This window comes from Streptomyces sp. NPDC090741 (assembly GCF_044769045.1).
Taxonomy (GTDB): domain Bacteria; phylum Actinomycetota; class Actinomycetes; order Streptomycetales; family Streptomycetaceae; genus Streptomyces.
In genome coordinates, this window is record NZ_JBIVXF010000019.1 from 1 (window position 1) to 23,744 (window position 23,744).

Below are 23,744 nucleotides of genomic sequence, written 5' to 3' on the forward strand. Positions count from 1 at the left end.
GGGACGTGAATCATCCGGTGCCCGTCCCCGGCGACGACTCACCCGGCGGCGGGAACATGGGGGCCGTGTTCGCCGTGCCGCTCTTCGCCCTCCTCTCAATCGTCTGCCTGCTCTTCCCGCTGCTATGGGGGATCACGGTGATGCGCAGGCGGAAGGGCCGGTCGGTGCAGGAGCTGGTGGTGCTCTCCACCGTCCTGCAGGGGGTCGCCCTGCTGCTGGCTCTGCCGGTCGCGTCGAGCCTGCCGTACGGCTGGGCCGGTGTCACAGCCCTCGCCGCCGCTGAGCTGCTCGCCCTCGGCATCGCCCTGCAACCGCTCTGGTCGCGACGCCGGGCCGCGACCGCCTAGTATCCGGCTACAGATCGTGATCTTGATCGTTTTCGGCAGGGTTCTCCGGGGTTCGTGCGGGGGCGTGCTGTCCTGAGGCTGTCCGAGTACCTGATCCATATCCCGTTTTTTGACGGGCTTGGGGTTCTAGGCTGGAGAGGTGTCCGAGGGATCCGGGCGGCTCGGGGAGCGGGTGTGCAGGGGTTGTGGTGACCGGCTGGGGCCGGCCTCGCGGTCGGACGTGGTGTTCTGCTCGGCGACGTGTCGTGCCAGGTCGTGGCGGTGGGAGCGTCGGTTGCGGCGGCGGGTGCAGTCGGAGTTGAGCGGGTCGGGCAGGGTGGTGTGTCCCTTGTGCGGGACTGCCTGGGTGGCCGGGGTGGATCGGCGGTCAGACGCCGTATTCTGCTCGCGGCGGTGCCTGATGAGGGATTGGCGCTCCCGAAGCGAATCGTTCGACGAACGGTCACAGTGACCGCTGGGCGAACGCGTCCGAATCGGATTTTCGGTGACCGGAGCTGGTGGCTCGCGAGCACGTAAGAGGTAGGCCCCGCAGGAGGCTTGGACCACGATCATCATCGGTGATCACGTAACAGCGCTCGACGCCGACTGCGAGCGTCAGTCTTCTTTGAGGGCTCAAGGGCCCGGATCAACGGAGGACGTCGTGCTGACGCCAGCGGCCAGCGTCGAACTGATGCCTTCAGCGGTCCCATCTACTGCCCATTAGATCAACGGCAGGAAGCGGCACCTGGTAGTCGACACCAAAGGCCTGCCACTGTTCGTGATAGTCACCCCCGCCGACATGACCGACCGTGACGCGGCGAAGGAAGTCCTGTTCCGGCTGCGGCTCATGCACCCCGAAATCACGATCGTCTGGGCCGATTCCGCCTACGCCGGACAGCTTGCCGAATGGGCGAAGAAGTACCTGAAGACGGTCAGTCGGCCAAAGAACGCGGTCGGGTTCGTGATCCTGCCTCGCCGTTGGGTGGTCGAGCGGTCGATCGCGTGGGTCATGCACGCCCGCAGACACGCCCGAGACTACGAACGCCTCATCCAGCACTCAGAATCGCTGATCACCTGGGCCGCGATCACCCTCATGACCAGGCGAATCACCCGCCGACAGTCCCGCCGAGCCGGTCAGTCGGCCCCTCGCGAACACACCCGGGACTGACCCTCTCACCGCCACCAACCGGACCCAGCCCCACCCTTCGCCCACTGTGACACGGTGCCGCCCGGGTGGAGTCGCGTCCCCTGCACCTCACCGCAAAGAGCGACGCCTTCGTTGAGAACTCCAACCCGGATCCCGGCCTGCGCCATCTGGGTGAGACCAGCAGCGTTCTGCCTGCCTTCGTCCGATATGGGCAGGGCTTGGTAGGGGTGGCGGATTGTCCGGCGGCCCGTTGATCGGGAGGAGTCCAGGTGTCCGTGGCTGGCAGTGACGGGAGCCGTACGGATCTGGTGGATGGTGGTTCCGATGTGTGGCTGGTGCTGGGTGCCGGCCTGTCGCAACGGCCGGTGACCAGCCTGATCACGGGTGCTCTGGAAGGTGAGTTCGGCGACCGGTTCGCTGTCGTGGGCAGCGATGAGCTGTTGATGAGGGCGGGGCGTGGCGGTCTGACGCTGCATGGTCTGGATGGGCGTGGGCTGGCAGCTCCTCGGGTGGCGTACGGGCGGGTTTGGACGCCCGGTGCGGGCGTGGATCGGGAGATCACGCTTTTGCGGCATCTGGAGACGATGGGCAGCGTCCTGCTGAACCCGGCGGATGCGGTGCTGGCATGTCTGGACAAGTTCTGGCAGATGCAGCGTCTCGCGTCGGCGGGACTAGCGGTACCCGAGACCCACATGAGTGCGGGCGGCTCGCTGGAGGCGGTGATCGGTGCCGGGTTACCGCAGCCATGTGTGGTGAAGGCGGTCCGGGGGCACCGCGGTGAGCAGGTGTTCTTGGCGCCGGACACTGAGACCCTCCGCACCGTCCACGGCGGGCTCGCACCGGATACTGCCTGCCTATTTCAGGAGTACGTCGGATATTCCCATGGCCGTGACCTGCGGGTGGTGGTCGTCGACGGACGTGCGGCCGGTGCGGTCGTGCGTACCGCCAGTGGAGGGGAGTTCCGTTCCAATCTGGCTCTGGGCGCGACCCTCACGCCCTGCACGGGCCGTTACCCCCAGGGGGAGGAACTCGCGGTCCGGGCCGCCTCCGTCATGGGGCTCGGTGTCGCAGGGGTGGACCTGCTGTTCGCCCCGGACGGCGACTTTACCGTCTGCGAAGTGAACGCCAACGCCGGCTGGCAGCCCAAGATGAAAGAGATCGCCCCCGCGCTCGCGGCCGCCTGCCGGACCCGTCTGACGGCTGCTGAAGGCCGCGTCGCATCGTCGGGCCAATAGGCCGAGGAGCCCAACCCGTGCCCGTGCCCCCGCCCCGGTTGAACCGCTGGCCGCTGCTGAAGAGCCCGAATTTCCGGCTCTTCGCCCTTGGCCAGACGGCGTCCAACACGGGGACGTGGATACAGAAGGTGGCCCAGGACTGGCTGGCCCTGGAGCTGTCACACGGTAACGGCACGGTCCTGGGCATCACCACGGCCCTGCAGTTCCTGCCCCTCCTACTGCTCGGCCCCTACGGCGGTGTCCTCGTGGACCGGCACTCCACGCGGCGGATCCTGCTCGCCTCCCAGACGGTCATGGCAGCCCTGGCGCTGATCCCCGCCCTGCTCGTCGCCACCGGCACAGCCTGCCTGGACACCCTCTACATCCTGGCCCTCGCCCTCGGGCTCACCATGGTCGTCGAGAAGCCCGCCCTGCAGGCCTTCATCGGAGAATCCGTCGCACCCGGCCAGCTCGTCAGCGCCCTCGCCTTCAACAGCGCCGTCCTCAACCTCGCCCGCATGGCCGGCCCCGCGCTCGCCGGCCCCCTCATCGTCCTCTTCGGCCCCGGCCCCGCCTTCCTCGCGAACACCTTCTCCTACCTGACCGTGATCGTCTGCCTGCTGCGCATGGACCCGGGGGCCGGCCGCCCGGCCCCTCCAGTTCCCCGTGGGAAGCAGCAAGTGCGGGCGGGACTGCGCTACGTCCGCGACCGTCGCGACCTCGCGCTCACCCTGATCCTTGTCGCGGTCGTTGCCGCGTTCGGCATGAACTTCCAGATCACCACCGCACTGATGATCACCCGCGTCTACCAGGCCCCGGCCGCCGTGTTCGGGCTCGGCAACACCGCCCTGGCCGCCGGCTCCGTGATCGGCTCACTCCTGGCCGCCCGCCACCCGCGGGTGACCGGCCGCCGACTGGCGGCCGCCGCTCTCGCCTTTGGGGCGCTGGAGACCGCGTGCGCCCTGATGCCCGGCCCGGTGTCCTTCCTCGTACTTCTGGTCCCAACGGGAACCGCACTGCTGATCTTCCTCACCGCCGCCAAGGCCCGCCTCCAGCTCGGCGTCGGCGATGGCATACGCGGACGGATCATGAGCCTGTACCTCCTCGCCACCCTGGGCACCACACCCCTGGTGGCCCCCGGCATCGGATGGGTCGCCCAGAACACCGGCCCCCGCACTGCCCTCGCCTTGGGCGGCACCGTATCCGCCGCCGCAGCGATCACGATCGGCGTGCTCTACCCACGCCCGCCCGCACCTCCCGAAGTCAGACCTCATCCGGTCGGTACCCACCAGCCACACATCATCTGAACAGACCCCGTACGTTCGCCCGCCGCCGACGACCCGGCCACGACAAAGACACGGTGGCTGCCGGCGACCCACCTGCGGCGCGGATAAATCCGGTACCCAGCAGCCGCGGCCCTCGCCCAGGAACGTCCAGGGTGAGGGCCGCAGTACTGCCGAGGCACGATCCAGAATCCGAGCCGCTCGCTCCAGTCAGCCGACAGGGACCATCAGCTGGCCTCCGGCGAGACGTGCCGAAGGCCACAGCCGACGGGCCGCTCAAGCTGCCTGACCTGTACGAGTACGCCGGCATGACCGAGGAGAACGACTTCAGCCCCCACTCGCGAGCGCCATGCCCGTATCTGCGCCCCGCAAGGTAGGGCGAGTGACTCAGCGAGGACAGGTGACAGCGCCGACGGGAACACCGGCAGCAGTCGACCCCCCGGACTCAAGCCAGCGGTCTACCCCGGCGGGCACTGGGAGTGCGAGCTGTTGCTGGGCCGCGTAGAGCGCTGGGTTGTCCTGCTCGATCCGCTTCAGGCGGTCGCCGCGGCGATGGATGGTGCGCACTTCCAGCACACCGGGCTGCTCCGCCCGTACGGCGCCGAGGGTGGTGGTGCACTGGTCGGTGTAGCCGGGCGGCAGGTGGCAGTTGCAGTGCTCGTCCGCGATGGCGACGGGCAGGCCCCAGGCGGGTGCTGCGAGCAGGGCCGTCAGCCGTCGGTGGCCGGTAGCGCCGTGGCCTTGAGCGAAGGTGGGGTCGATGATCCAGCGCTCGCCGCCTTCGCGTTCACGGCAGTTGAGCCAGCCGGTCACAGCCAGCGGCACACCCAGGGAACGGATCAGACCGCCCCGGCGTAGCAGTCCGCTGGTCAGCCAGGCCGACGCCGTGGCGCCCCGGCGAATCGGCCGCCGGTAGGGGCGCTCTGCCAGGTGCCACCGGTCCGGCCGATCTCGGTGGCACGGCGTCATGCCATAGGTGCTCATTTCGTGGTCCTGGGCATCGACCGCCTTCTGCCATTCATCGGGGTCCAGGCCCAGCAGGGTGACGGAGGCGGTTGTGCCCGGCCGACGCAGCACCACTTGGTCGTTCTCGACATGAGTGCGGGCCCCGGGCACCCCCGTGATCTCGCCGTACTCGTCGGCGCGCGGCAGCAGCACCTTGGCCAGATCCCGGGCCTGGGTCTCCTCCGGGGCGCGCCGCCCGACCACGTCGCTCTCGAATCGGATCGCGAGGCGGTCGGGGCGCGGGTCGACGTACTTGATGCCCCACGGGTGCACGGTGGCGATCTGCCGCCAGGCCAGTGCGGCCATTACCCCGGACTCCAGCAGCAGCTGGTCAGCGTTCGGCTGCGGGATCAGCAGGAATGATGGCAATTCTTGAAAGCGACCACCCGTGCTCCTCGCCTCACTTGGTCCCGTTCTCAAGCGAGTGGGGAAGTTCGGTGAGCGGCGAATGCGGAGTGGGCCGAGGCCCCCCGCTCGATCAGTGCGCAGGCCCCGTCGGCCCGTCAAGGGCGCCTTCAGCGTTGCTTACGCGGTGCGCTTCGCGCACCCCTGGACGGGCGCCGCGCCCCTGGTGCTGGCCAGCTATCAGGCGGCCCTTTGCTGCTCGCCGTCGGCACGAGGACCGTTCAGGTGCTTGCCTCGTCCGCTCGAGCCGCACCCTGGCTGCGGGTCCGGCGCAGGTAATAGGCCCGGGTCGCCACCGCCAGCAGTGGCCCCCAGGCAAGAATCGGGGCGTAGCAGGCCCACAGTGCCCAGGCGCCCGGTCCGCTCGTCGGGAACGCCTCGCCGTTGTCGTTCAGCGGCGAAACGAAGTGGAAGAAGTAGTTGAGCGTGGCGTAGGCGGACAGCGCCGTGGCGAGGAAGGCGCCCACCGAGGCGGGGACCACGGCCACGCGAACCGGCAGCACGCGGCCGCCGACGAACGGCACCCAGGCGGGCAGCCGTTCACCCCAGGGCTGGACCAGCCCCAAGGCGAGCAGCGCCAGGCACTCGGCGACCAGCGAGAGCGAGAGCACGTACGACCGCTCCCCCGGCAGCCAGACGTGCCCGGCGTACCAGTCGGGCCAGCCGGCGACGAGCGCGATGCGCCACAGCCCCGAGGGCAGGGCGCACAGGGGGATGGCGTGCGCCGCCCACCTGATGCGGCGTGGCACGTCGAGTACAGCCTCGGAATAGATGGCGCTCATCGTGGTCTTCCTTTCGCCCGGAAGTTCCGGTACCGCCATGCTCGCCCCGGCGTCGGAGGCCTCGCGTCCCTCGATGGTGCGGACCATCTCCCCCCTTGCGAGGGAGACATGGGGATACCTGAGGCCTACCCGGCCCCGGTGGGCAACCACCACCGGGGCCGGGCGCCGGTGAATTCCGGGGCAGTGCGTGAATCCACTGTCGTACGGCGGTCTGGCGAGTACATCGAGGACCTCTTCAGGAGGTGCGGCCCGCTGTCTCTCCCCCTGGTCGCCGGGCCGCAGGTGAGCGCGGATCTGGCTGGGGAATCAAGCCGAGCAACTCTGAGGCAGCCCCGAGCGCCTGGTGGGGAGATTCAGATGTCGCCATCAGTGCGGGCTGCTCCTCGGTGGTTGCGGTGTCCAGCTGACGACGAAGCTGTACACCGATCGCGTCTGCCACTTCGCCCACCACCCGGGTGCGGACGTGCCTTCGCACCGGTGCGGCCGGCGTGCCCGCGGGGTGGCGAGCGCTGACCACCTGTACGTGAAGGCCGCGGCCGCCGCCTGGCTCCGCACGGCCGGCCACCCCGAGGACCTGGTCGACTTCGACTTGGGGCTTGAGACTGGTAGGCCCGCATGTTCAGGAGTCGCGTATTCGCCGTAGCCGCCAGTCGATCGACACCCTGTGTCGATGCTTTGCGGCATGATGATCGCCGTGAACACCGAGGTACTGATAGATGTCTGGCAGCGGCTTCTTGCCGACCCCCGCACGTCGTGGGTGCTGTTCGAGCATGGCACTTGTGTCGTGCTGACCGCTCCGGAAGGGAAGCTGGCTGAACAGGCCACCACCCTCCTGAAGGAGTTCGGCCCGGTGCATGCCGGATCTTCGGCAGGAGATTTTGGGGTGATCGACCTCAAGGACGCCGAGGGATGGGTCGTCACCGGGCACCACAACGACGTCCTTACCTATGTCGGCCCTGATGAGCCTCAAGATCAGTCGGAGATCGCTGTCGGGCTGTTCGGACGCTCCAAGCGCCATCGGGATGGCACAGAACTTCACGTCGTCCACGTTGAGGACAAGCGAGGCTCAGCCGACTCAGCGTGAGTGCTCACGTTTCACCGCTCGTGGTCACCGGGGGCGTATCGGCTCCAGGTGCCACCGGCCTCGGTGACGAGCCGGGTGGCGGTTTCCTCGTGATAGCCGAGGGCCTTGGCGATGACCGGCGCGGGGGGCCTGGAGGACGAGGTGCCGAAAGGCGGAGGTCCGTGCTCGTTGGGCCGGGACACCGAGGTCACGGAGGGGGCCCAGCAAGCTGGTCGGGTTCGCTTGGCCGGTTCGGCAAGATCAACGGACGAAATCACAGACCTTGTCGGCCGGGCACGGCTTGCCACCGCCGGGGCCGTTGGTGAGCGCAATCAGGTAGAACACCGCCACCAGCAGCAAAAAGCCGCCTATGACGACCCACAGCACATTGCGGCCGTACCAAGCCGTCATCTTCTCGCGCCGGGTGCGGCGAGCCGGGCTGGCCGCGTCGTGACGGTCACCCGTCATGATTCCCCCCAGGATTGCTCACTCTGCGGACATGAGTACCTGGGCTATTCCCACCTCTGCCCGACGGCATGCGGATCGCCCGGGGGCGCTTGACTGGTAGGCCCGCATATTGAGGTGTCGCGTGTTCCAGCTTGGACGGCTCTCCTTGGTCACTCTGGGTGGCGAGGCCGGTGTTCGTGGTCCGTCCTCGGACGATAGGTTCACCGTGGTGTGTTCGAGCCACTTCTGGAGGGGTCACCGGTGGACATTTTCGCGATCATGGAGGCGCTGGCCGAACAGGGCATAACCGTGCTGTTCAAGGCTGATGCTGAGCGGATGGCAGAGAGGCGGAAGCCCTGGACGTTCGTGGCCAGTGGCGCCCCGTTGCGTGACGACATCCTCGTGCGTACCGATGCTGCGTCGGTGGAGCAGTGCCTCGAAGCCTGCCTGCCCCGCCTGCGCGAACTGGGCTTCACTATTCCCGAGTGACGAGGCATGCCAGCTGGAGCGGCGCGACAACTCACCGTGTGTGGTCACCGGGGGCGTATCGGCTCCAGGTTCCCCCGGCCTCAGTGACCAGGCGGGTGGCGGTCTTGTCGTGGTAGCCGAGTGCTTTCGCGATGACGGGGGCCGGGGCTTGGAGGACGAGCTGACGGATCGCGGAGGTCCTGCTGCGCTGCGGAGGGACGCCGATCTCGCGCAGGTGGGCTTGCAGGCTGACCGGGTTCATCGGCTGTCCAGGCTGACGGCCGGGGAAGAGCCACTGTGAACTCCTGCTGCTGGCGTAGGGCAGGTGCTGGCGAGACTGCATGTAGGCCCGCATCAGGTCGGCGACGGGTTCCGGCAGCGGTGACGGCGGGTCTCCCAGCCGGACGGTGACGGTGGTCTCGTCGTCGGTGATGTCGTCGATGGTGAGGCGGACGATGCGGCTGACGGGTTGCGCGTAGAGGAGAACGAGTGCGGCGGCGACCCGGGCCCGCAGGGGCAAGGAGTCGTCGTTGAGGACCCGGCGGAGGATCGTGAGCCGGCGGTGCTGGTGCAGCGGTTCCGAGTCCTGGGTGATGACCGCGGGCGGCAGAGTGAGGCGGGGCATCCGGCCGGTCTTCATGCACCACCGCAGGAATGACTGGGACGGGCGGCGGGTTGCCAGGCTCTCGGTGTGCCAGGTGTCGATGTCGGCCTGCTGGCAGTGCCCGATTGCACGTCCTCGGTCGGCGAGCCATGTGAGGAAGGCGCCGGCCTGGGTGACTTCCTGCTTGGTGTGGTTGGTCTGGGAGCGTCCCAGCGGTCCCTTCTCCGCCTTGGTCCGCAGGCGCCGCATCTGGGGCCCAGGTGGCGAAGTGGCGGAGAAGCTGGCGGTGTTCGGGGTCTTCGATGGTGGCGAGCCGTTCGGTCAGCCAGCGTTGGTAGAGCAGTAGCTGCCGGTCGACCTGCGGGAGGACAGCGCTGTCCATTAGCAGGTCACGCAGGTGAGTGACGGTTCGCCAGGGGGTTTCCTGGTGCAGGCTGTCATGGGTGAGCGGGATACTGCCCGTGGCCAGGCCCTGGAGGAGACGGACGACGTTGGGGTTGCGCAGCCAGATGAGACGGCTCTTGGGCCGGTCCATCTCCAGCAGGATCTTGACCAACGGCAGGAACGCCGGGGCGACGCGGCCTGTGCCGTCGTCGAGGAGGCGGACGAGCGTATCGGCGAGGGTGCAGTGTTCGCAGAGGCGTCCGCCAAGCAGCAGCCCCTCGAAGCCGCAGCGATCGCAGAAGAAGTCGCGGACGATGCCCGCGCAGTCACGGCAGATCGGTGCGCCGTCGGTGTCCCGCCCGGGCAGCAGCCGGTCGGTGTCGCAGCAGGGGCAGCGGCCACGGACTCGCATCGCGCGGTCGTAGCAGGTTCGGCAGATCGGACCGTCCGACCACTCGGCGGACTTCGAGGCGCGACGGCCGCAGCGTGCGCAGTCGCGGATCATCCACCGCTCGTACTCCTCGGGCGTCACCGCTCACCCCTCGGGCGTCAGCCGGACCCGTGTGGGTCGGCGGGCGGCCAGGTTGATCGGCGCCTCTTCGCCGGCGGCTCGGCGGGCCGGGAGGTTCTGGGCCGAGGTGGCGATCAGGTCGGTGGGCGTGCAGTCGAGGATGTCGCAGAGCGTGGCCAACACCGGCAGGGACAGTCGTTCGGGGGTGCCGGAGACCAGACGGTGGACCTGGGAGGAGGACAGTGTGATGCCGCGTTCGCTCAGGTGAGGCATCAGTTCGGCGACGGCGAACATGCCGCGGGCGGCCATCAGCTCGCGCAGGCGCCACCGGTAGCTGATCTGGCGTGGCATCAGGAGGTCCTTCCCTGCCGCAGAGCGGCCTCGATGGTGGCGTCCAGGACGCGACGCAGGGAGCGGGTGCGGAAGTCGGAGGAGACGCAGGTGTAGATCGCGGTGGTGGACGGGTGTCGCCTATTCGCATCCGATGCAATTGGCGTCGGTAGGAACATCGGTACAGCGGTTGGCGCTGAGATCGATCATGGTCGGCTAGGACACCGGCTGAGGACTGCGCTGGGGTTCGCGGAAAGATCGCCGGGCGGGTGCCGGGGCTGGCTACGGTCCGCTCGTGCCGGTGGAGTTGACGAGCTTTCGGAAGCGAGGATCTGACTGGAGTCCCGTCAAGCAGGGGTCGCCTTGAGCGTCTTTCTTGTCGTCTTCAGTGACGATGGCGTATCGGAGGTCCTCGATGGCGTACTCCATCTGCTGTTGTCGCGCCTCTGCGATGAGGTCTTTCCGACGCGCGATGAGCATGTGGGTGCATGCGTGGTCATAGGCCAGCCTTGGCGAGGCGGGTGGACCTTCGTGAGAGTGAATTGCCGTGACTTGCCCCTCTTTGAGCGGATCCAGCAGTGCTTTGAGGCTGTCCAGGAGGTTGCGGGCGAGAAGATGCATCACCGCTTGCTGGTGCTGCAACTCCTTCCCTTTCCACGCGACCTCGCTGGGATCGCACAGGCGGTCGAGCTCGGCAGCGTAGTCGCGGATCTTGCCCTGCTCGGTGCGGTCCGCGTCTCCGGCGTCGACGGAGCCGTAGCCGTTGACCCACTGGGTGACAGTGCTGTAGAGGATACGGATCTTGAGCGGCATCCATCCCTCGTCGCGGTCGAGAGCCTTCGAGACCTCGGAACGGTCGTACTGCGCGTAGATGGCGCGGGCGAAGCCACCGAAGTCCGTTTCCTCGTGGAGCTGTAGCCCGTAGGCGGCCCACACAAACTCGAATTGCGCCAGTTCGTTCTGCGGGTCCTCGTCGACCGCTTTGGCGAGAAGTCCCACCTTGATGGCATTTCGGGTTTCGTCTTCGGCGAGCAGCGAAGAGGACCTCGGGCGCCTGGTCGCCGTCACCGACGACGCCCGCGGCGACCTGGTGCATCGTGCCCTCAACGACAGCCCACCCGACACGGCCGCCGGCGTCCGGCACGCCATCGCCCTCTTCCGCGGCCGCGACGCGTCGCCCGAAAGTAAGCGTTCGGCCATCTTCAACCTCGGCCGCATCCTCGAGGAACGCCGCGCCCTGATCAACGAGCAGCTCGGAAAGAGGGACGAAGGCGCTCTCTTCGAGATCGCCAACCGCTTCGACCTGCGCCACCGCCGGGCCGACCAGCGCAGTGAGTACGACGAGGCGTTCCTCGACTGGATCTTCTGGTGGTACCTGGGCACGGTGGAGCTGACCAACCGGCTGATCGCGTCGCGAAGCGCCTGACGTCGCGGTCAGTCGTCGAAACCGGCGTCGAAGCCCTTGAGCACCGGGTCCAGCTCCAGGGCCGCCCCGCACATGGAGCACAGTCGGGTGCCCGGGTGCTGCGCCACGTCCAGGGCCTGGTCCAGGGTGAGCACAGGCGCCCCGGCCGGGGCCTCCTCGCAGTCGACGGCGTGGACTACGCCCCGGCTCGGCCCGCGGACGCCTGCCTTCGCCAGCACCCAGCCCGACGGACGACGCGGCCCCAGCTCCCGCTCCAGGAACGAGGGCGGGTCCAGGTACTCGTTGGGCACGTCGTCGTACGAGACGCCGTCCACGGGCCGTACGTGGTCCGGCGCGCGCACCCAGACCCGGTACTCGGCAGCCTCCACCGCGTCCCCGAACTGATGGAGAGACAGTATTCCGAAGGTGCGGTATTCGGCGGCTGAGCATACGTCGGTCCTGCGGGCCAAGCGCGACCGGCCGGTCACGTCCGCAAAGAAGCATTGGCGTGCGACATCCGCCCAACAGGGTTCCACGACCGCCGGGTGGCCGTCTCGGGCCTGGGCGGCCCACCGCTACCTCGCGGACACCCTCAGCGCCGGGGCCTGGCAGGCCCCGGCTTCCCGGCTGTCAGATTCTGCCCCTACTCAGGCGCAGGAACAGCAGTAGCAGTAACACATCAGCGCGCCGTATCGGCCGACCTCGAAGGAGTACTCCATGCCCGCCGGGACGTACATCCAGTCCCCGGCCGTGAGCTCATAGCCGTTGTAGACGATCGACCCGCTCGCGATGAACCGGATGCCGGCACCGTCGTTGTGCGCGTGCGGGGACGCCTGTGCACCCGGCTCGGCAACCGTGATGTAGAGCTGGGACTCACAGGCCATGTACACCGGAAGCTGCCACTTGCGGAACCCCGGCGGGACATTGTCGACCTCGAGAATCTTGAGCGCCTTCTCGACCCCCTCGTCCTTCGACGTGATGATGCGGCTCTCGACATCGAGTCCGCTCTCGCGGACCGCGTTCTTGATGCGCTCCACTCCCTGCTCGAACGTGAGCCTGTTGGGATCGAAGGTCCGCTTCGCCATGGACTTCTCCTTCTGTGCGACCGTCCCGTGCGTCCGGTCGAAGGAGTGGGTTCCCAGTCTGCTCCGTGGCCCACGGCAGCCGGGGAGGTTTCACTGCGACAGCGTCGTCGGAGTAACTGTGTGGCGCAGTCGCGTTCTCGTTCGGACCGTTGCGGTACGCGGGGAGGCCGTCCTCGTACAGCCAGCCGTCGCGGACCTGGCGCCTGGACCACAGGTGCGCGACGACCTCCTGGTCCCCGGGCAGCAGCACCCGGATGGGGACCGGCACCGGCTCGGGGGCAGAGGACGACGTCATGCCTCCACCGTAGGCGCCGACCCCGACAGGACCAGAGGTGACCTGCACGAACGCAGACTCTGTCCACAGGGCGGGTCCCCGAGCATGCGGCCATGACGATCAACGACTCAGCCGGCCCCGGGCCGCGGCATGGTCCTGGCGGCCCTCGCGCGGGCGGAGCGGAAGGTCTTCACCCGGCCCGCGCCGAAATCCGCAAAGGCCCAGATGAAATTCCTCCTCACGCGGGCGAAGGGGTCCACCAAGGCCCTGGCCGAGCGCCTGGGCGTCTCGCCGGACGGTGGAGCGCTACCGCGCCGGGACCCTGACGACCCCGCAGAAGCACCTCCAGGCCGCACTGGTGGAGGAGACAGAATCCGAGTGGCAACCGCAGGTCAGAGCACAGGTACGCGAGCGGGCGGCCACCTCCAGCGGCATGATGGTGGACGTCACGGCCTACTTCGGATTCACCGGCAAGGGCAGCTCGGACGACGGCCGCGAGCGCTCCATCACCACGGCCATCTCACCCACCTACGTCAAGCAGATCCAGGAGCTCCAGGCAGCCGGAGCGACGGAGGAAGACCTGCATCCGATCGTCGCCGATGCCATCACCGAGTTCTATTTCACGGAATGGGGCACCCGGGCCGCTGGCCTGCGCGCGGATTTCACACACGTTGTGTCCATAGAATTCCGGTTCTGAAACGGCCGAATTCCGAGGCTGCTATAAACCATATTCGTGAGCCGAAGCGCGACAGCTGACACAGACTCGGGCTTGTTCTCACCCGGCAAGCGGCTGTTGTGGGCGGGGCTGCGTTTTCGGGGCGGTGCCCGGGTCGGCTGCCGACCCGGGCACTCGGTTCACGCCTCTACTCCATGAACTGGAAGGTCCACGCCTGGCGTCGGTTGCTGACGTCGAGTGGCCTCAGGGCGATACGGGGCGGGAAGATCCGCAGCAGGCTGAGGTCCAGGGCCAGCTCCGCGCCGTCGACGGGGCCTCCGGGGACGACGACATGGAAGGTGTGCGGCTGGTCGCTCTGGTAGAGCGCCCACTCGCGGGGCTCGGGGTATCCGACGACCGGCTTGTTCATCTCCGGGTCGCCGTCGTAGGAGAGATAGGTTTCGCCGCGGAGATTGCGGATCGTGTAGTTGCCGTTGCTGAGTTTCTCCAGCTGCCATTCCTGCTCGCCGGGGTTGCCGGTGGGCGGCAGCAGGACAACGGGTGTCTTGGGTTCCGATGCCCCGTCCAGCAGCGTGAGCAGTTGCTCGGGAGGGCGGGTGATCGTGTAGGTGCCGTTCGGTACGGGTGCCATGGCGCGACTCCACTTCTGACGTGCGGCGCCCGCGCGGGTCGCCGCTGATCTTTCGGGCCAGGCGAATCCCTTCCCTGCCAATGTGCGACAGAGGGTCGGAAAGGCTCTGTGTCACCCTTCAGGAGTACAGCGGATGCGTCCCGGTGTTCGAATCATCTCGGTGAAGGTGTCCCTCCGGCGCCTTCCGTGATGTGTCCGGTGGCAGTTGCTCTGCGGATCCCATGGCCGGTGACAAGTAGCGTGCCGATCCGGTGACAACTACGGCGCCTCACCAACGCGAAAACGCAGGTCGACAGCTGCCGCTAGTGACACCTACCGTGCGCCGGCACAATTCGGCGGGTCGCCGACAACACTCTGGCGGCGGCCCGCTCCCTGATTCCGGACCACGATTGCGAGGCCGATGATGACCACGCCCTGGACGCCCCGGCGCACCGCTCGCCGTCCGCTCCCCCCGCGCGTAGCCGCGCCCCGCGAGCCGGTTGATCCGGCCCGCATCGGCCGCCGTGTCGTACGGCGCCGGGCGAGGGGCATGGACGCCGCCGTCGCGGCGGCCCTCGAGGAAGCGCGGTTCGACGCGCGGCAAGCGTCCCGGTACGAGGACCTGGCCGACGAGGTCCGCGGCCCGGCGGAGGTCGCGGAGTGGGAGCGCATCGCCGAGCTGCTCGCCGCCGCCGGTCCGGGCACCGTCTACGACCCGGACGTCGACGTCGTCGTCCAGGCCGAGCTCGCCGCCGACGCTGCGGCCGCCGCCCCCGAGGCCGAGCTGCGCGAAGCCGCCCGGATCGCGGCCCGCGCCGACCAGCTCCAGGCGCTGCGCGAGCTCGGCGCCCTGGACCAGGCCGAGCCGGCAGAAGGCGACGAAGCCGTACGCGACGAGCTCACCCGCCGCGCGGGCGGATACGTCCAGGCCGACGTCGACAGCTGGCTCGCCCACGCCCTGGCCGCGCACCGCGGGCACTACCGTGACCCGGCCGCCCGCGCGGCCGCCGTCGGCCTTCTGACTCCGCCGGTCCTCGCGCATGCCGCCCTGCTCGGCGAACTCCTCCGCCTGGTCCCCGGCGCCGGCGCCGACCAGCTGGCATTTCCGGTCAGCGCGGGTTGTCAGATCCGCCCACAAGATCCAGTTACGCTGTTCTCCAGTATTTACGGGGGATTACATGGACATAGACGTCAAGACGTACTACGTGCGGCAAAGCGCGGGTGGTGCCGACTCGGCCGCCGAGAAGGCGTTGGAGAACCTCCGCAAGTCCCTCGATTCGAGCGACACGGCAGCCGGTGGGCACCACGGCTGGGCCTCCGCTGGGGCGTTGAAGCGGTGTGCGACCGCGTGGGAGGACCACATGGTCGACCTGGGGAAGCAGATGAACACCATGGCCGACAACCTCCACACCACGGCCAACGCCTACGACACCACCGACGCCCAGGCGAGGGACGCCTTCGGCAGGCTGCGGCACGGCCTCGCCGACTTCGGGAGGAACTGACCCGTGGTCGCCTATCACGACCTGTACGACTGCCGCGTGGACCAGTGGCAGAAGGCCGCGGACGACTGGGTCGACCTCGCCCGGCGTTCCTCTTCCGCCTGCGAGGACATTCGCGCGCAGGGCAAGAAGCCGCTCGACGACCACTGGGCGGACGCCACCGGCAAGCAGGCAGGCAAGCGCCTGGAGGACCTCGCCGACCGCCTGGAGTCCGGCGGCGACATCATGAAGGGTGTCGCCATGGTCCTCGACGCCCTGGCCCATTCCATGGGCTTCGCCCAGCGCACCCTCTTCCATGCGGCCGAGCTGGCGAACGAGCACGGGCTGGGCATCCAGGACGGCCGCGCCGTGGGCGCGTACACGGGCGCAGCCCCCGTCGGCCCCAACGTCCCGCAGAACGTGCGTGACGCCTACACCAAGGAACTGGGCCACATGGGCACGGTCAACGGGCTGATAGAGGAAGCCCTGCGCGAGGCCTCCCAGGCGGACGCGAAGGCCTCCGCCGAACTGGACAAGCTGGCGAAGACCATCAACGTCGCCGACACCTCGCAGGCGCACAACGAGATCCTCGTCGAGGCGTCCCACGTCGAATTCGACATGCTCAGGGCGGACATCCCGGTCGGGAAGGACCCGCACCTCCAGCGCGCATGGTGGGACGGCCTGACCCCGCAGCAGCAGAAGGACCTCATGCGGGCCGATCCCGTCACCCTCGCCGACCTCAAAGGCCTGCCGCCCGAAGTCGGGCGCGAACTCCGCGGACCCGACGGCAAGATCGACCGGGTCGAGATGGTGCGGTACGCACTCGACCACTGGGACAAGAAAGACGACCTGGACTACGGGGCCTCCGGCAATTGCACCAACTTCGTGTCGTCCAGCCTGGAAGCGGGCGGCATGAAGAAGAAGCTCTCGCCGTGGACGGGGCTGATGGGCGACGACACCTGGGGCCGCCAGAGCGGGATCGGGTGGGACTGGTTCGACCAGAACGCGTACCACTCCGAGTCCTGGGCGCGGGCCGAGGGGCTGCAGAACTTCCTGCTGCGCCACGGCAGCAAGGAGGTCCCGAGGGCGGACGCGCGCCCCGGTGACATCATCTTCTACGAGCAGGTGGCGCCCGGCACGGAAACCGCCCCGGGCGAGACCCACCATGCCGCCGTCGTCACCTCGGTCACCCCTGACGGGGACATCAAGCTGACCCAGCACACGAGCTCCTTCCAGAACGTGAGTCTGGACAGCCGGGAACACATCGCGAACAGGAACGGCGGCGAACAGCGCATCCGCATCGTCCGCCCGGAACCGGATTGGTACTGATGGCCGCCACCTCACCCTCCCCCGCTACGAGCGACGGCACCGCGCGCCCGCGTGCCGTCACGTTCGGCACCGTGACGGCGGCGCTGATGGTGCCGCTCATGATCGTGGCGGGTGTGGCGACCTCCCTGCACACGCAGGAGATCCAGCATGAGTGGGCCGACCGGCAGCGGGAAGCCTGTCGGCACTTGCCCTTCCCGATGGCGGAGTACGCCGCTGGGTGGGCTGGTGCGATCCTCGGCGTAGCGGCGGTGGCGGTGTGCGTGCTGCTCGCGCGGCGGCTGCGCGGCCGGTATGGCCTCCGGCTTGGGGAGACCTGGCCAGGTCTGCTCGCCGGCACCACCGTGTGGTTCAGCGTCCTGGCGATTCCGATGGAGCTGATCCAGCTGTACGTCGTGTACTCGGCCGCCGCGTCGGGGATCAAACTCGGCGACGGGTGTTACTGAGCTTGTAAGCGTGGTGTCGTCGGTGTGAGACCGGTTGCGGTGAGGCATCCGTCGATGGTGTCGCTGCGGTATTGGATCTGGCGGAGGCCGTGTCGTAGCCGGCGGATGAGGTGGTCAGGGTCGGTGAAAGCGGTGTTGGCCTGGCTGGTCCGGCAGAGGACCGACCAGATGCCTTCCCCGGGGTTGAGGTCAGGTGCGTAGGACGGCAGGTGGTAGGCGGTATCCCAGTCGTGGGCGTCGATGAAGTCCCGCATGCGGCGGTCTTTGTGAACGTTGAGGTTGTCCCAGACAAGGACGATCGGGCCCCCGAGCTGCTGGTGGGCGGCGATGAGGAGGTCGCGGTATTCGGTCCGGGCGAAGCTCTTGCGGCCTCCGCTCTTGTGGTCGGTGTGCCGTTTGGGCCGGTAGATCAGGCGTGAGCGTTCGCCGAGTTTGTAACAGCACGGAGCCGCGATGGAGAAGCGGCGCTGAGAGCGTCCGCGGACCCGGATGACCGGTGTGGTGCCGCGCCGGCTCCGAGTCGGCCTACGCCAGCAACCACGGGTCTGACCGCGCTCGGCTTCCACGCCCGTCGCGGGGACAGCGGCCACCTCGACCATGCCCGTCGCATCGCCGACCGCGTCGCGGAGCGCATCGAAGCCGCACTGGACCACCCGGCCGGCAAGAGCCCCGGTGCGGGCCTCACCACCGGAGCGGCCGGAGCCGCGCTGTTCCTCGTCCGCCTGCACGAACGCACCGGCGAGCCCGGTTACCTCGACCTCGCCGAGAAGGCACTGCGCCGCGACCTCGTTCAGTGCGCGGACATCGACGGATCCCTGCAGGTCAACGACGGCTGGCGGTCCGTGATCTACCTCGGCACCGGATCCACCGGCATCGGACTCGCCCTGGCGGCCTTCCTGAAGCACCGCACCGGCACGGGTCTCGTCGACGCCCTCGCCTCGATCCGGCTGGCTGCACGCGGTCAGTTCACCGTCTTCCCCGGTCTGCTCGACGGCCGCGCCGGACTGCTGTACTTCCTGACGGCCGCCGGCCACGGCGCCGACGACGACGCCGCGCTCCAGGGGCACCGGCGCGACGTGTGGCGGCACGCCGTACCCCACGGCGACGGCCTCGCCTTCCCCGGCAGACACCTGGTCCGGCTGTCGATGGACCTCGCCACCGGATCGGCGGGAGTACTCCTGGCGATGGACGGCGCCCACCGCCGCACCGACCATCTCCTGCCCCTGCTCGGCGGGCCGGCACCGGCCACCGCCGCCTGAAGCTTGCTGCACCGATCCCGGTCCAGCGAAACCCCTACCGCAGACAGGAGGTGACCGACATGTCCATCCTCAACCTCCAGCAGCTGGAAATCGCCGAGGAGGAGCCGGCCTGCTGCTCATGAGCACCGCCAGCTTCCAGTGCCACAACACCAGCTTCCACTGAACCACGGGTGACACACCCGTTCAGCTGGTGCGGTGACGATCCGTTCGCGGATCAGGACGGTCTGCGGGGCAGTGCCCCGCAGACCGTCCCGTCATGTACGGCGACGGGTGCGACCACTCCGAAGCGGAGACGCCGCATGCGCGCCGTACTGCCCTTCCACCGGGTTTGGGCCCACATCCACCCCAACCGGCGGCGGATGGATTCCGCCGCCCCCGCACCCGGTCACCCGGGCGGTCTCAGTGGAGCCGCGTACGGGAGCAGTCCCCGCTGCCCCACGCGGTCGTGGAGGCGCAGTCCTTGATGCACCTTTAGGAGGCAAGCACATGGAGACGGGCATGGACGCGGGCATGCCCGAAATCGACAGCGCGGCGATCGTGCTGTACCGGTGGATGCTCGTGCAGGGCGGGCTGCGCGCATCGGCTCTGCCGAGGGCCGCAGCCGAGACCGGTCTGACGGAGGAGGAATGCCGCACCGCGGTGGCCCTGCTCACCGACACCTGTCTGGTGCAGGCCGACAGCGGGAGATGGCAGGCCGTCAGCCCACAGGCGGCGGGAGCGCGGCTGCTGTCCGGGCCCGAGGCCACGCTGCGCGCACATGAGGAAGAGCTGCGTGCGCGCAAGGAGGAACTCCAGCGCCGGCGCGATGCGTTCACCGACCTCACCCCCGTCTATCTCCAGGCACGGCAACACGCCTTCCCGCAGGGCACGATCGACCACCTGCCCGACCAGTTCGCGGTACGAGCGCTCCTGACGGAAGTCATCGACAACTGCCGCGCCGAGGTGCTCGTGTCCAAGCACGGCGGCTCCTTCCCGGAGGCCGCGCTGCGCGAGGCGCTGCCACGTGACCTGTCGCTGCTGGAACGCGGTGTGCGGATGCGCAGCCTCTACCAGCACGCCACCCGCTTCGATCCGGCGACGCGGATACATGCTGAGCAGCTGATCGGAGCGGGGGCGGAAATCCGTACGCTCCCCGAGGTGCTCCCGCAGATGATCATCGTCGACAGGGAGCTGGGCTTCCTGCCGTCCCGGTCCGGCGGGGCGTTGCTGATCCGCGAACCGGACCTGCTCGGCTACCTCCTGGACGTCTTCCACCGGGACTGGGAGTACGCGGCGCCGTTCGCGACGGGCCCTCAGGCGGCGCACGACATCTCGGAGACCGTCAAGCAGAGCATCCTGGCGCTCCTGGCCAAGGGGCTGAAGGACGACTCGATCGCACGACGCCTGGGCATATCGCTGCGGACCTGCCGTCGGCACGTCTCGGAGCTGCTGATCAGCCTGGGCGCACACAGCCGCTTCCAGGCCGGGGCCATCGCCGAACGGCAGGGCCTCACGGGTACGCACGGGCCGTTCCCGCAGCGGAAGGCAGCGGCGGCCCCGAGCCCGGCCCTCGCGTCGGAGCGGGCACCGGTGCGCGTTCCGGGCCCGGCCGGATCGGACGGTCCCGTCCGCTGTCCCGGCTGTGGTGACGCGCTGCCGGCGGCCGACGGCCGTCGGCCGGCACCGGGCCGACCGGCCCGGCACTGCTCGGCTGCCTGCCGGGCGCGGGCCTACCGGGCCCGCCGCAAGCCGGAGCCCGGAGCCGGCGGGCCCGCTATCGGCGCGTGACGAAACACGGCCCCGTCACGAAATCCTTCGTGTGGGCGTGGGCGTGTGCGTGGGCGTGGCTCGCGGCGCGTGGTGGCGGGTACGAGCGGCGCGACTCCTACGTCCGGTACGCCGATCAGGGCTGCCCGGAGCGGACCTTCCGCAACACCCTTCAGGTGCCGGGGGCGACGGGCCGCTTGTAGTAGCGCCACGGGAACCATCCCGCGCCGACCGGGATCCATCCTTCTGCTTCCATCCGCCGGTGCCGCGCTACGGAGGGGAGTGTGACCCGGCAGTGCTCCCAGGGGTTGCCGGACGCCTCCACCTCGTGGAAGAAGGGGCCGTAGCCGACCATGTGCCAGCCGTCACGGCCGGCTTCCTCGAGGGCGGCCATCTCGTTGAACGCGGTCAACCCGCTGAGGGTGCGGCGCTTCGGGGCGTTCGGTCCCTCGGCGGGCGGCGCCGACTGGCCCACGGCCGCGGCCTTGCCCGCGAAGCGCTGCTGGGCGGCCTGGCGGCTCACTCCCAGGACGCGGCCCACCGTGTCCCAGCTGTGGCCGGCGGCCCTGGCGCCCTGGACGGACTCGCGCAGCAGCCGGCTCGCCTCCTCGGCGCCGACGCGCGAGGCGTCCAACAGGCGCAGGTATCCGTGGGCGTCGTGTTCGAGCGAGTCGGCCAGCCCCTCGGGGGCCCCGAGGACGGCTGCGGCGATCCCTTCCCGGATCCGGGCGGTCTCCACCGGGTGGAGGAGCGGTTCGTTGCTCATCGGCGTAGTCCGGCAAGGGGTTCGAGGGCGTCGAGGACTTCCTCGTCGCGGCGCACCTGCTCGGCGTCACAGGCCGCGGCTCGGGCTGACAGGCCCGCCGTGCAGGCGATGAGCGCGAGGCCCGCGCAAGTCAGGGCGGCGGTGGCGGAGTTGGCGAACCGGTCGCCGAACACCACCGCCGTGGCCGGCAGGCTCACGGCGAGCGGCAGTGCGAAGGCCATGGATGTGGTGGCGGGAAAGGGGACCCGTTGCCGGGCCTTCAACTTCAAGATCGACATTCGTCAAGGAAACCTTGACACGGTCGAGTTGTCAAGAATTCCTTGACGCCCGAGGTCCCGCACGGTGGCGACCAGGGCCCCTACAGGGCGCTGCCGAGCGGCCTGCCGATCATCACGGCAGGTCGGTACGTCCCAGCCATGCCGGTTTCACCGGCACGCCGTCCTCGTCGCGCTCCACCAACGGCGGCAACGAGGGAGGGGGCGGGGACTCCGGCGTCGCGGCCGGCAGCGCCTCAGCCTCGGCCGGCTCATCGCCGACCCGTTCGGCCGGGGTGGGGCGGTCGGTGTCGTCCAAGAGTTCGACAGCCGAGAAGCGGGTGGCGTGGGACTGCCACGCGCCGTCGACAACCAGCAGGAATCCATCACCATCGCGGAAGAGGCGGCGACGCTTCGGGCTCCTGGGATGCTCCGGCGTATAGGCGCGCGCCCGCCTCTCCAGCTCCGCCAGAGCCGCCTCCCGCTCACCCTCCACATGCACCATCACGTAGGCCTCGATGTGTTTGCGCTCCCCCAAGCCCACCGTTGTCTCGAGGATCAGTCCCCACGTCGCCATGGCCGTTCCCCTTCCTATCAGCCACCACTGACACTCCCGGCGGTACCCCGGGGGTCGCATTCGACGGTCACTTCGGCGGGCCAGGTCCCGTGCTCGATCATGTGCGCCACGGCGTGGCCGGCGACGTCGAAGGCGACGGTGTCCCGGTCGGCGTAGCCGTCGACCTGACCGTTGGACAGCAGATAGCCACCGGAGGAGCCTTCGGCGCGCGGATCGACCAGATGCTCACCCGGGCCGTCTTCCCCGTCCAGCAACACGACCATCGCGCGTTCGCCGTTGGTGAGCACGGCCAGGAGCCGCCCCGCGTCGTTCTCGAACCACGTCTCCTGGTTCGCCCAGTCCCACCGATGTCGAAGCAGTTGCCGAGCTTCCTGGCCGGAGTAGGCGTGGCCGTCAGAGCCCTGCAGGTGCCACGGGTTGGTGGTGGTCAAGGTGATCCTGCCTCGATCTGGTGTCTCCGAACAGCCGGGGGGCCGTCGCAGCGTAGCCGTCAGCCCGGGTCGGGTACTTGGGCAAGGGTGGTGAGGACGGTCGTGGCGATGTCGTGGGCCTGGGTGCGGATCTCGGGGATGGCAGTGGTTTCCAGGAGGGCGCCGCGGCGGAGGGGGCCGAGGGTCCAGAGGGGGGCCGGCGGGCTCTCGGTACGGGGGTGGAGCCGACCGCAGGGGGCGACGCTGAAGCCGAGGCCGGTGGGGTCGGGGGCGGCCAGCCCGGAGGTGAGGAGGCCGGTGACGAGGGGGTCGTCCAGGCGACGGACGTCCTCCTGGGGCCCGGTGCAGTTGACGACGGCGCCGACGCGCAGGGTGCGGCCGTCGCGGAAGCGGACCATGACGGAGTCCGCGACCGGCACCGCGTCGGCGACCTCACCCGGGGTGACCCGGATCCGGCCCGCGTCCATCTCCTCCCGCAGGGCCCGGGCGCTGGCCTGTGGGATGCGGTGCCGGTGGACGCTCCACAGGCTCTGGTACTGGCGCAGGAAACGGGCCCGGTCGGTGACGGGGAGCCGCTGCCAGATCTCGGCGGTGACCGGGCGCAGGCTGTCGATCCCGACGCGCCAGTTCCCGTACGTGCGGCGGCAGGCCGAGACGTGGCTCAGCAGGGCGCGGCGGATCTGGTGGATGCCCGCGCCCGGGTCGAGGGACGGCGGCGGGGCGGTGGGCAGCGCCGACTCGGCGTGCGGCCGGGGCAGCAGGCCGTGCCGGGAGACCGCCCGTACGGTGCGGCCCGCGCGACCGAGGGTGAGTGCGACGTCGACCATGGTCAGCCCGGTGCCCACGAGGAGGACGGCTCCCTCGCGCGGCAGGGCGGCGAGGGCGCCCGGCGCCCAGGGGTCGGACAGGTAGCGGGGGGAGCTGCGCAGGGCGGGCGGGACCCAGGCCTCGCCGGGGGGAAAGTTGCCCAGGGCGAGGACGGCCGCGTCCGCCCGCAGCGGCTCGCCGGAGCCGAGGATGAGGGTCACGCCGCCGTCGGTCCGGCGCACGCCCACGACCCGCTCGTGGATCCGGTGCAGCCGCCCCGGGCCGGGTCCGGCCGCCGCGTCGGCCAGCACCCCGGCGAGGTACTCGCCGTAGAGCGCCCGGGGTACGTGGTGGGCGCCGGTGTGGACGCCCGGTACGCGGCGGTCCAGCCAGTCGGTGAAGTCCCCCGGCACGTCGGGGTACCCGCTCATCAGGGCGGCGGGGACGTTGAGCAGGTGGTGTACGGAGTCGGTCGCGTAGGCCACGCCCCGGCCGGTGGTGGCGGCCGGGTCGATCAGCCGCACCTCCAGGTCGACCCGGAACGCGGCGGACCGGCGGAGCAGTTGCGCGGCGGTCAGGGTACCGGCGGCTCCTGCGCCGATCACGGCGACGCGGAAGGACGTCTCAGGCATCGG

The 23,744-nt window shown here is 69.4% G+C and carries 28 protein-coding genes and 2 pseudogenes; 13 read left to right on the plus strand and 17 right to left on the minus strand.

Translation table 11 applies throughout. The features are described from left to right. The 4 genes and pseudogenes from ACIQU4_RS35955 to ACIQU4_RS35970 all read left to right on the plus strand — a co-directional run. Positions 1 to 347, plus strand: a 347-nt coding sequence (locus ACIQU4_RS35955) for a hypothetical protein (RefSeq protein ID WP_403740072.1), incomplete at its 5' end; no start/stop codon positions are given. A gap of 703 nt (positions 348 to 1,050) precedes the next feature. Beyond that, positions 1,051 to 1,447 (plus strand): annotated as a pseudogene (locus ACIQU4_RS35960) (transposase); the annotation flags it as partial. A 301-nt stretch (positions 1,448 to 1,748) separates the two neighbouring features. Further along, positions 1,749 to 2,708 (plus strand): RimK family alpha-L-glutamate ligase, encoded by a 960-nt coding sequence (locus ACIQU4_RS35965; RefSeq protein ID WP_403740075.1) that lies wholly within the window; start codon positions 1,749 to 1,751, stop codon positions 2,706 to 2,708. Between the two features lie 17 nt (positions 2,709 to 2,725). Then, the gene (locus tag ACIQU4_RS35970) at positions 2,726 to 3,994 is read left to right on the plus strand and encodes an MFS transporter (protein ID WP_403740078.1); all 1,269 of its coding nucleotides are present in this window, start codon (positions 2,726 to 2,728) and stop codon (positions 3,992 to 3,994) included. Positions 3,995 to 4,357: 363 nt separating this feature from the next. Here ACIQU4_RS35970 and ACIQU4_RS35975 read toward each other — a convergent pair whose 3' ends face one another. Together ACIQU4_RS35975 and ACIQU4_RS35980 are read right to left on the minus strand one after the other, a co-directional pair. Next, positions 4,358 to 5,344: a hypothetical protein gene (locus ACIQU4_RS35975; protein ID WP_403740081.1), complete on the minus strand. Its 987-nt coding sequence runs from the start codon at positions 5,342 to 5,344 to the stop codon at positions 4,358 to 4,360. A 257-nt stretch (positions 5,345 to 5,601) separates the two neighbouring features. After that, the gene (locus tag ACIQU4_RS35980; protein ID WP_403740084.1) at positions 5,602 to 6,162 is read right to left on the minus strand and encodes a hypothetical protein; all 561 of its coding nucleotides are present in this window, start codon (positions 6,160 to 6,162) and stop codon (positions 5,602 to 5,604) included. A gap of 682 nt (positions 6,163 to 6,844) precedes the next feature. Between ACIQU4_RS35980 and ACIQU4_RS35985 the strand changes: the two genes are divergently transcribed. Then, positions 6,845 to 7,246 carry a hypothetical protein gene (locus ACIQU4_RS35985; RefSeq protein WP_403740087.1) on the plus strand — a complete coding sequence of 134 codons (402 nt, stop codon included), beginning with the start codon at positions 6,845 to 6,847 and terminating at the stop codon, positions 7,244 to 7,246. A gap of 11 nt (positions 7,247 to 7,257) precedes the next feature. Here ACIQU4_RS35985 and ACIQU4_RS35990 read toward each other — a convergent pair whose 3' ends face one another. Both ACIQU4_RS35990 and ACIQU4_RS35995 read right to left on the minus strand, forming a co-directional pair. Beyond that, positions 7,258 to 7,437, minus strand: a complete 180-nt coding sequence (locus ACIQU4_RS35990) for a hypothetical protein (RefSeq protein ID WP_403740089.1) — start codon at positions 7,435 to 7,437, stop codon at positions 7,258 to 7,260. A gap of 49 nt (positions 7,438 to 7,486) precedes the next feature. Further along, complete coding sequence (locus ACIQU4_RS35995; protein WP_403740092.1) at positions 7,487 to 7,693, minus strand: hypothetical protein; 207 nt, start codon at positions 7,691 to 7,693, stop codon at positions 7,487 to 7,489. Between the two features lie 240 nt (positions 7,694 to 7,933). Between ACIQU4_RS35995 and ACIQU4_RS36000 the strand changes: the two genes are divergently transcribed. After that, entirely contained in the window at positions 7,934 to 8,161 is a 228-nt protein-coding gene (locus tag ACIQU4_RS36000; RefSeq protein ID WP_403740094.1) for a hypothetical protein, read from the plus strand. Between the two features lie 31 nt (positions 8,162 to 8,192). Here the strand turns inward: ACIQU4_RS36000 and ACIQU4_RS36005 are convergent, their stop codons facing one another. The 3 genes from ACIQU4_RS36005 to ACIQU4_RS36015 form a co-directional block, all read right to left on the minus strand. Further along, complete coding sequence (locus ACIQU4_RS36005) at positions 8,193 to 8,993, minus strand: tyrosine-type recombinase/integrase (protein ID WP_403740096.1); 801 nt, start codon at positions 8,991 to 8,993, stop codon at positions 8,193 to 8,195. A gap of 670 nt (positions 8,994 to 9,663) precedes the next feature. Next, positions 9,664 to 9,990: a helix-turn-helix domain-containing protein gene (locus tag ACIQU4_RS36010; RefSeq protein ID WP_403740099.1), complete on the minus strand. Its 327-nt coding sequence runs from the start codon at positions 9,988 to 9,990 to the stop codon at positions 9,664 to 9,666. 261 nt (positions 9,991 to 10,251) lie between these two features. Next, positions 10,252 to 10,968, minus strand: a complete 717-nt coding sequence (locus ACIQU4_RS36015) for a hypothetical protein (protein WP_403740102.1) — start codon at positions 10,966 to 10,968, stop codon at positions 10,252 to 10,254. 28 nt (positions 10,969 to 10,996) lie between these two features. Between ACIQU4_RS36015 and ACIQU4_RS36020 the strand changes: the two are divergent. Beyond that, positions 10,997 to 11,395: pseudogene (locus tag ACIQU4_RS36020) on the plus strand (hypothetical protein); the annotation flags it as partial. 8 nt (positions 11,396 to 11,403) lie between these two features. Here the strand turns inward: ACIQU4_RS36020 and ACIQU4_RS36025 are convergent. Continuing rightward, positions 11,404 to 11,910 carry a DUF6233 domain-containing protein gene (locus ACIQU4_RS36025; protein ID WP_403740104.1) on the minus strand — a complete coding sequence of 169 codons (507 nt, stop codon included), beginning with the start codon at positions 11,908 to 11,910 and terminating at the stop codon, positions 11,404 to 11,406. A 111-nt stretch (positions 11,911 to 12,021) separates the two neighbouring features. Beyond that, positions 12,022 to 12,459: a cupin domain-containing protein gene (locus ACIQU4_RS36030; RefSeq protein WP_403740107.1), complete on the minus strand. Its 438-nt coding sequence runs from the start codon at positions 12,457 to 12,459 to the stop codon at positions 12,022 to 12,024. A 572-nt stretch (positions 12,460 to 13,031) separates the two neighbouring features. On the opposite strand from ACIQU4_RS36030, the gene tpg reads away from it, so the two are divergent. Beyond that, positions 13,032 to 13,430 (plus strand): telomere-protecting terminal protein Tpg, encoded by a 399-nt coding sequence (gene tpg, locus ACIQU4_RS36035; protein WP_403740110.1) that lies wholly within the window; start codon positions 13,032 to 13,034, stop codon positions 13,428 to 13,430. A gap of 166 nt (positions 13,431 to 13,596) precedes the next feature. Here tpg and ACIQU4_RS36040 read toward each other — a convergent pair whose 3' ends face one another. Together ACIQU4_RS36040 and ACIQU4_RS36045 are read right to left on the minus strand one after the other, a co-directional pair. Next, positions 13,597 to 14,040: a hypothetical protein gene (locus ACIQU4_RS36040; protein ID WP_403740113.1), complete on the minus strand. Its 444-nt coding sequence runs from the start codon at positions 14,038 to 14,040 to the stop codon at positions 13,597 to 13,599. A 268-nt stretch (positions 14,041 to 14,308) separates the two neighbouring features. Continuing rightward, positions 14,309 to 15,157 carry a hypothetical protein gene (locus ACIQU4_RS36045; protein WP_403740115.1) on the minus strand — a complete coding sequence of 283 codons (849 nt, stop codon included), beginning with the start codon at positions 15,155 to 15,157 and terminating at the stop codon, positions 14,309 to 14,311. Between the two features lie 40 nt (positions 15,158 to 15,197). Between ACIQU4_RS36045 and ACIQU4_RS36050 the strand changes: the two genes are divergently transcribed. From ACIQU4_RS36050 to ACIQU4_RS36060, 3 genes are read left to right on the plus strand one after another with little or no spacing between them, the layout of a single operon-like run. Further along, positions 15,198 to 15,521, plus strand: coding sequence for a type VII secretion target (locus tag ACIQU4_RS36050; protein ID WP_403738547.1), 324 nt, complete (start codon positions 15,198 to 15,200; stop codon positions 15,519 to 15,521). 3 nt (positions 15,522 to 15,524) lie between these two features. Further along, entirely contained in the window at positions 15,525 to 16,826 is a 1,302-nt protein-coding gene (locus ACIQU4_RS36055) for an amidase domain-containing protein (RefSeq protein WP_403740118.1), read from the plus strand. Then, a complete protein-coding gene (locus ACIQU4_RS36060) occupies positions 16,826 to 17,269 on the plus strand; it encodes a hypothetical protein (protein WP_403740121.1) in 444 nt (147 codons plus the stop codon). The genes ACIQU4_RS36055 and ACIQU4_RS36060 overlap by 1 nt, the downstream gene beginning before the upstream one ends. On the opposite strand, the gene ACIQU4_RS36065 is transcribed toward ACIQU4_RS36060, so the two are convergent. Further along, positions 17,263 to 17,868 carry a transposase gene (locus tag ACIQU4_RS36065; protein WP_403740410.1) on the minus strand — a complete coding sequence of 202 codons (606 nt, stop codon included), beginning with the start codon at positions 17,866 to 17,868 and terminating at the stop codon, positions 17,263 to 17,265. The genes ACIQU4_RS36060 and ACIQU4_RS36065 overlap by 7 nt on opposite strands. A gap of 123 nt (positions 17,869 to 17,991) precedes the next feature. Between ACIQU4_RS36065 and ACIQU4_RS36070 the strand changes: the two genes are divergently transcribed. Both ACIQU4_RS36070 and ACIQU4_RS36075 read left to right on the plus strand, forming a co-directional pair. Next, positions 17,992 to 18,528, plus strand: coding sequence for a hypothetical protein (locus ACIQU4_RS36070; RefSeq protein WP_403740413.1), 537 nt, complete (start codon positions 17,992 to 17,994; stop codon positions 18,526 to 18,528). Positions 18,529 to 19,014: 486 nt separating this feature from the next. Continuing rightward, positions 19,015 to 20,295 carry a LuxR C-terminal-related transcriptional regulator gene (locus ACIQU4_RS36075; RefSeq protein ID WP_403740124.1) on the plus strand — a complete coding sequence of 427 codons (1,281 nt, stop codon included), beginning with the start codon at positions 19,015 to 19,017 and terminating at the stop codon, positions 20,293 to 20,295. A 151-nt stretch (positions 20,296 to 20,446) separates the two neighbouring features. On the opposite strand, the gene ACIQU4_RS36080 is transcribed toward ACIQU4_RS36075, so the two are convergent. From ACIQU4_RS36080 to ACIQU4_RS36100, 5 genes are all read right to left on the minus strand, one after another. After that, a complete protein-coding gene (locus tag ACIQU4_RS36080; RefSeq protein WP_403740127.1) occupies positions 20,447 to 21,040 on the minus strand; it encodes a hypothetical protein in 594 nt (197 codons plus the stop codon). Beyond that, entirely contained in the window at positions 21,037 to 21,318 is a 282-nt protein-coding gene (locus ACIQU4_RS36085) for a hypothetical protein (protein WP_403740129.1), read from the minus strand. Before ACIQU4_RS36085 ends, ACIQU4_RS36080 begins: the two co-directional genes overlap by 4 nt. Before the next feature lie 112 nt (positions 21,319 to 21,430). After that, complete coding sequence (locus ACIQU4_RS36090; protein WP_403740132.1) at positions 21,431 to 21,871, minus strand: hypothetical protein; 441 nt, start codon at positions 21,869 to 21,871, stop codon at positions 21,431 to 21,433. Positions 21,872 to 21,888: 17 nt separating this feature from the next. Beyond that, positions 21,889 to 22,302, minus strand: a complete 414-nt coding sequence (locus tag ACIQU4_RS36095) for a hypothetical protein (protein WP_403740135.1) — start codon at positions 22,300 to 22,302, stop codon at positions 21,889 to 21,891. A 59-nt stretch (positions 22,303 to 22,361) separates the two neighbouring features. Then, the gene (locus ACIQU4_RS36100) at positions 22,362 to 23,741 is read right to left on the minus strand and encodes an FAD/NAD(P)-binding protein (RefSeq protein ID WP_403740138.1); all 1,380 of its coding nucleotides are present in this window, start codon (positions 23,739 to 23,741) and stop codon (positions 22,362 to 22,364) included. Between the last annotated feature and the right edge of the window lie 3 nt (positions 23,742 to 23,744).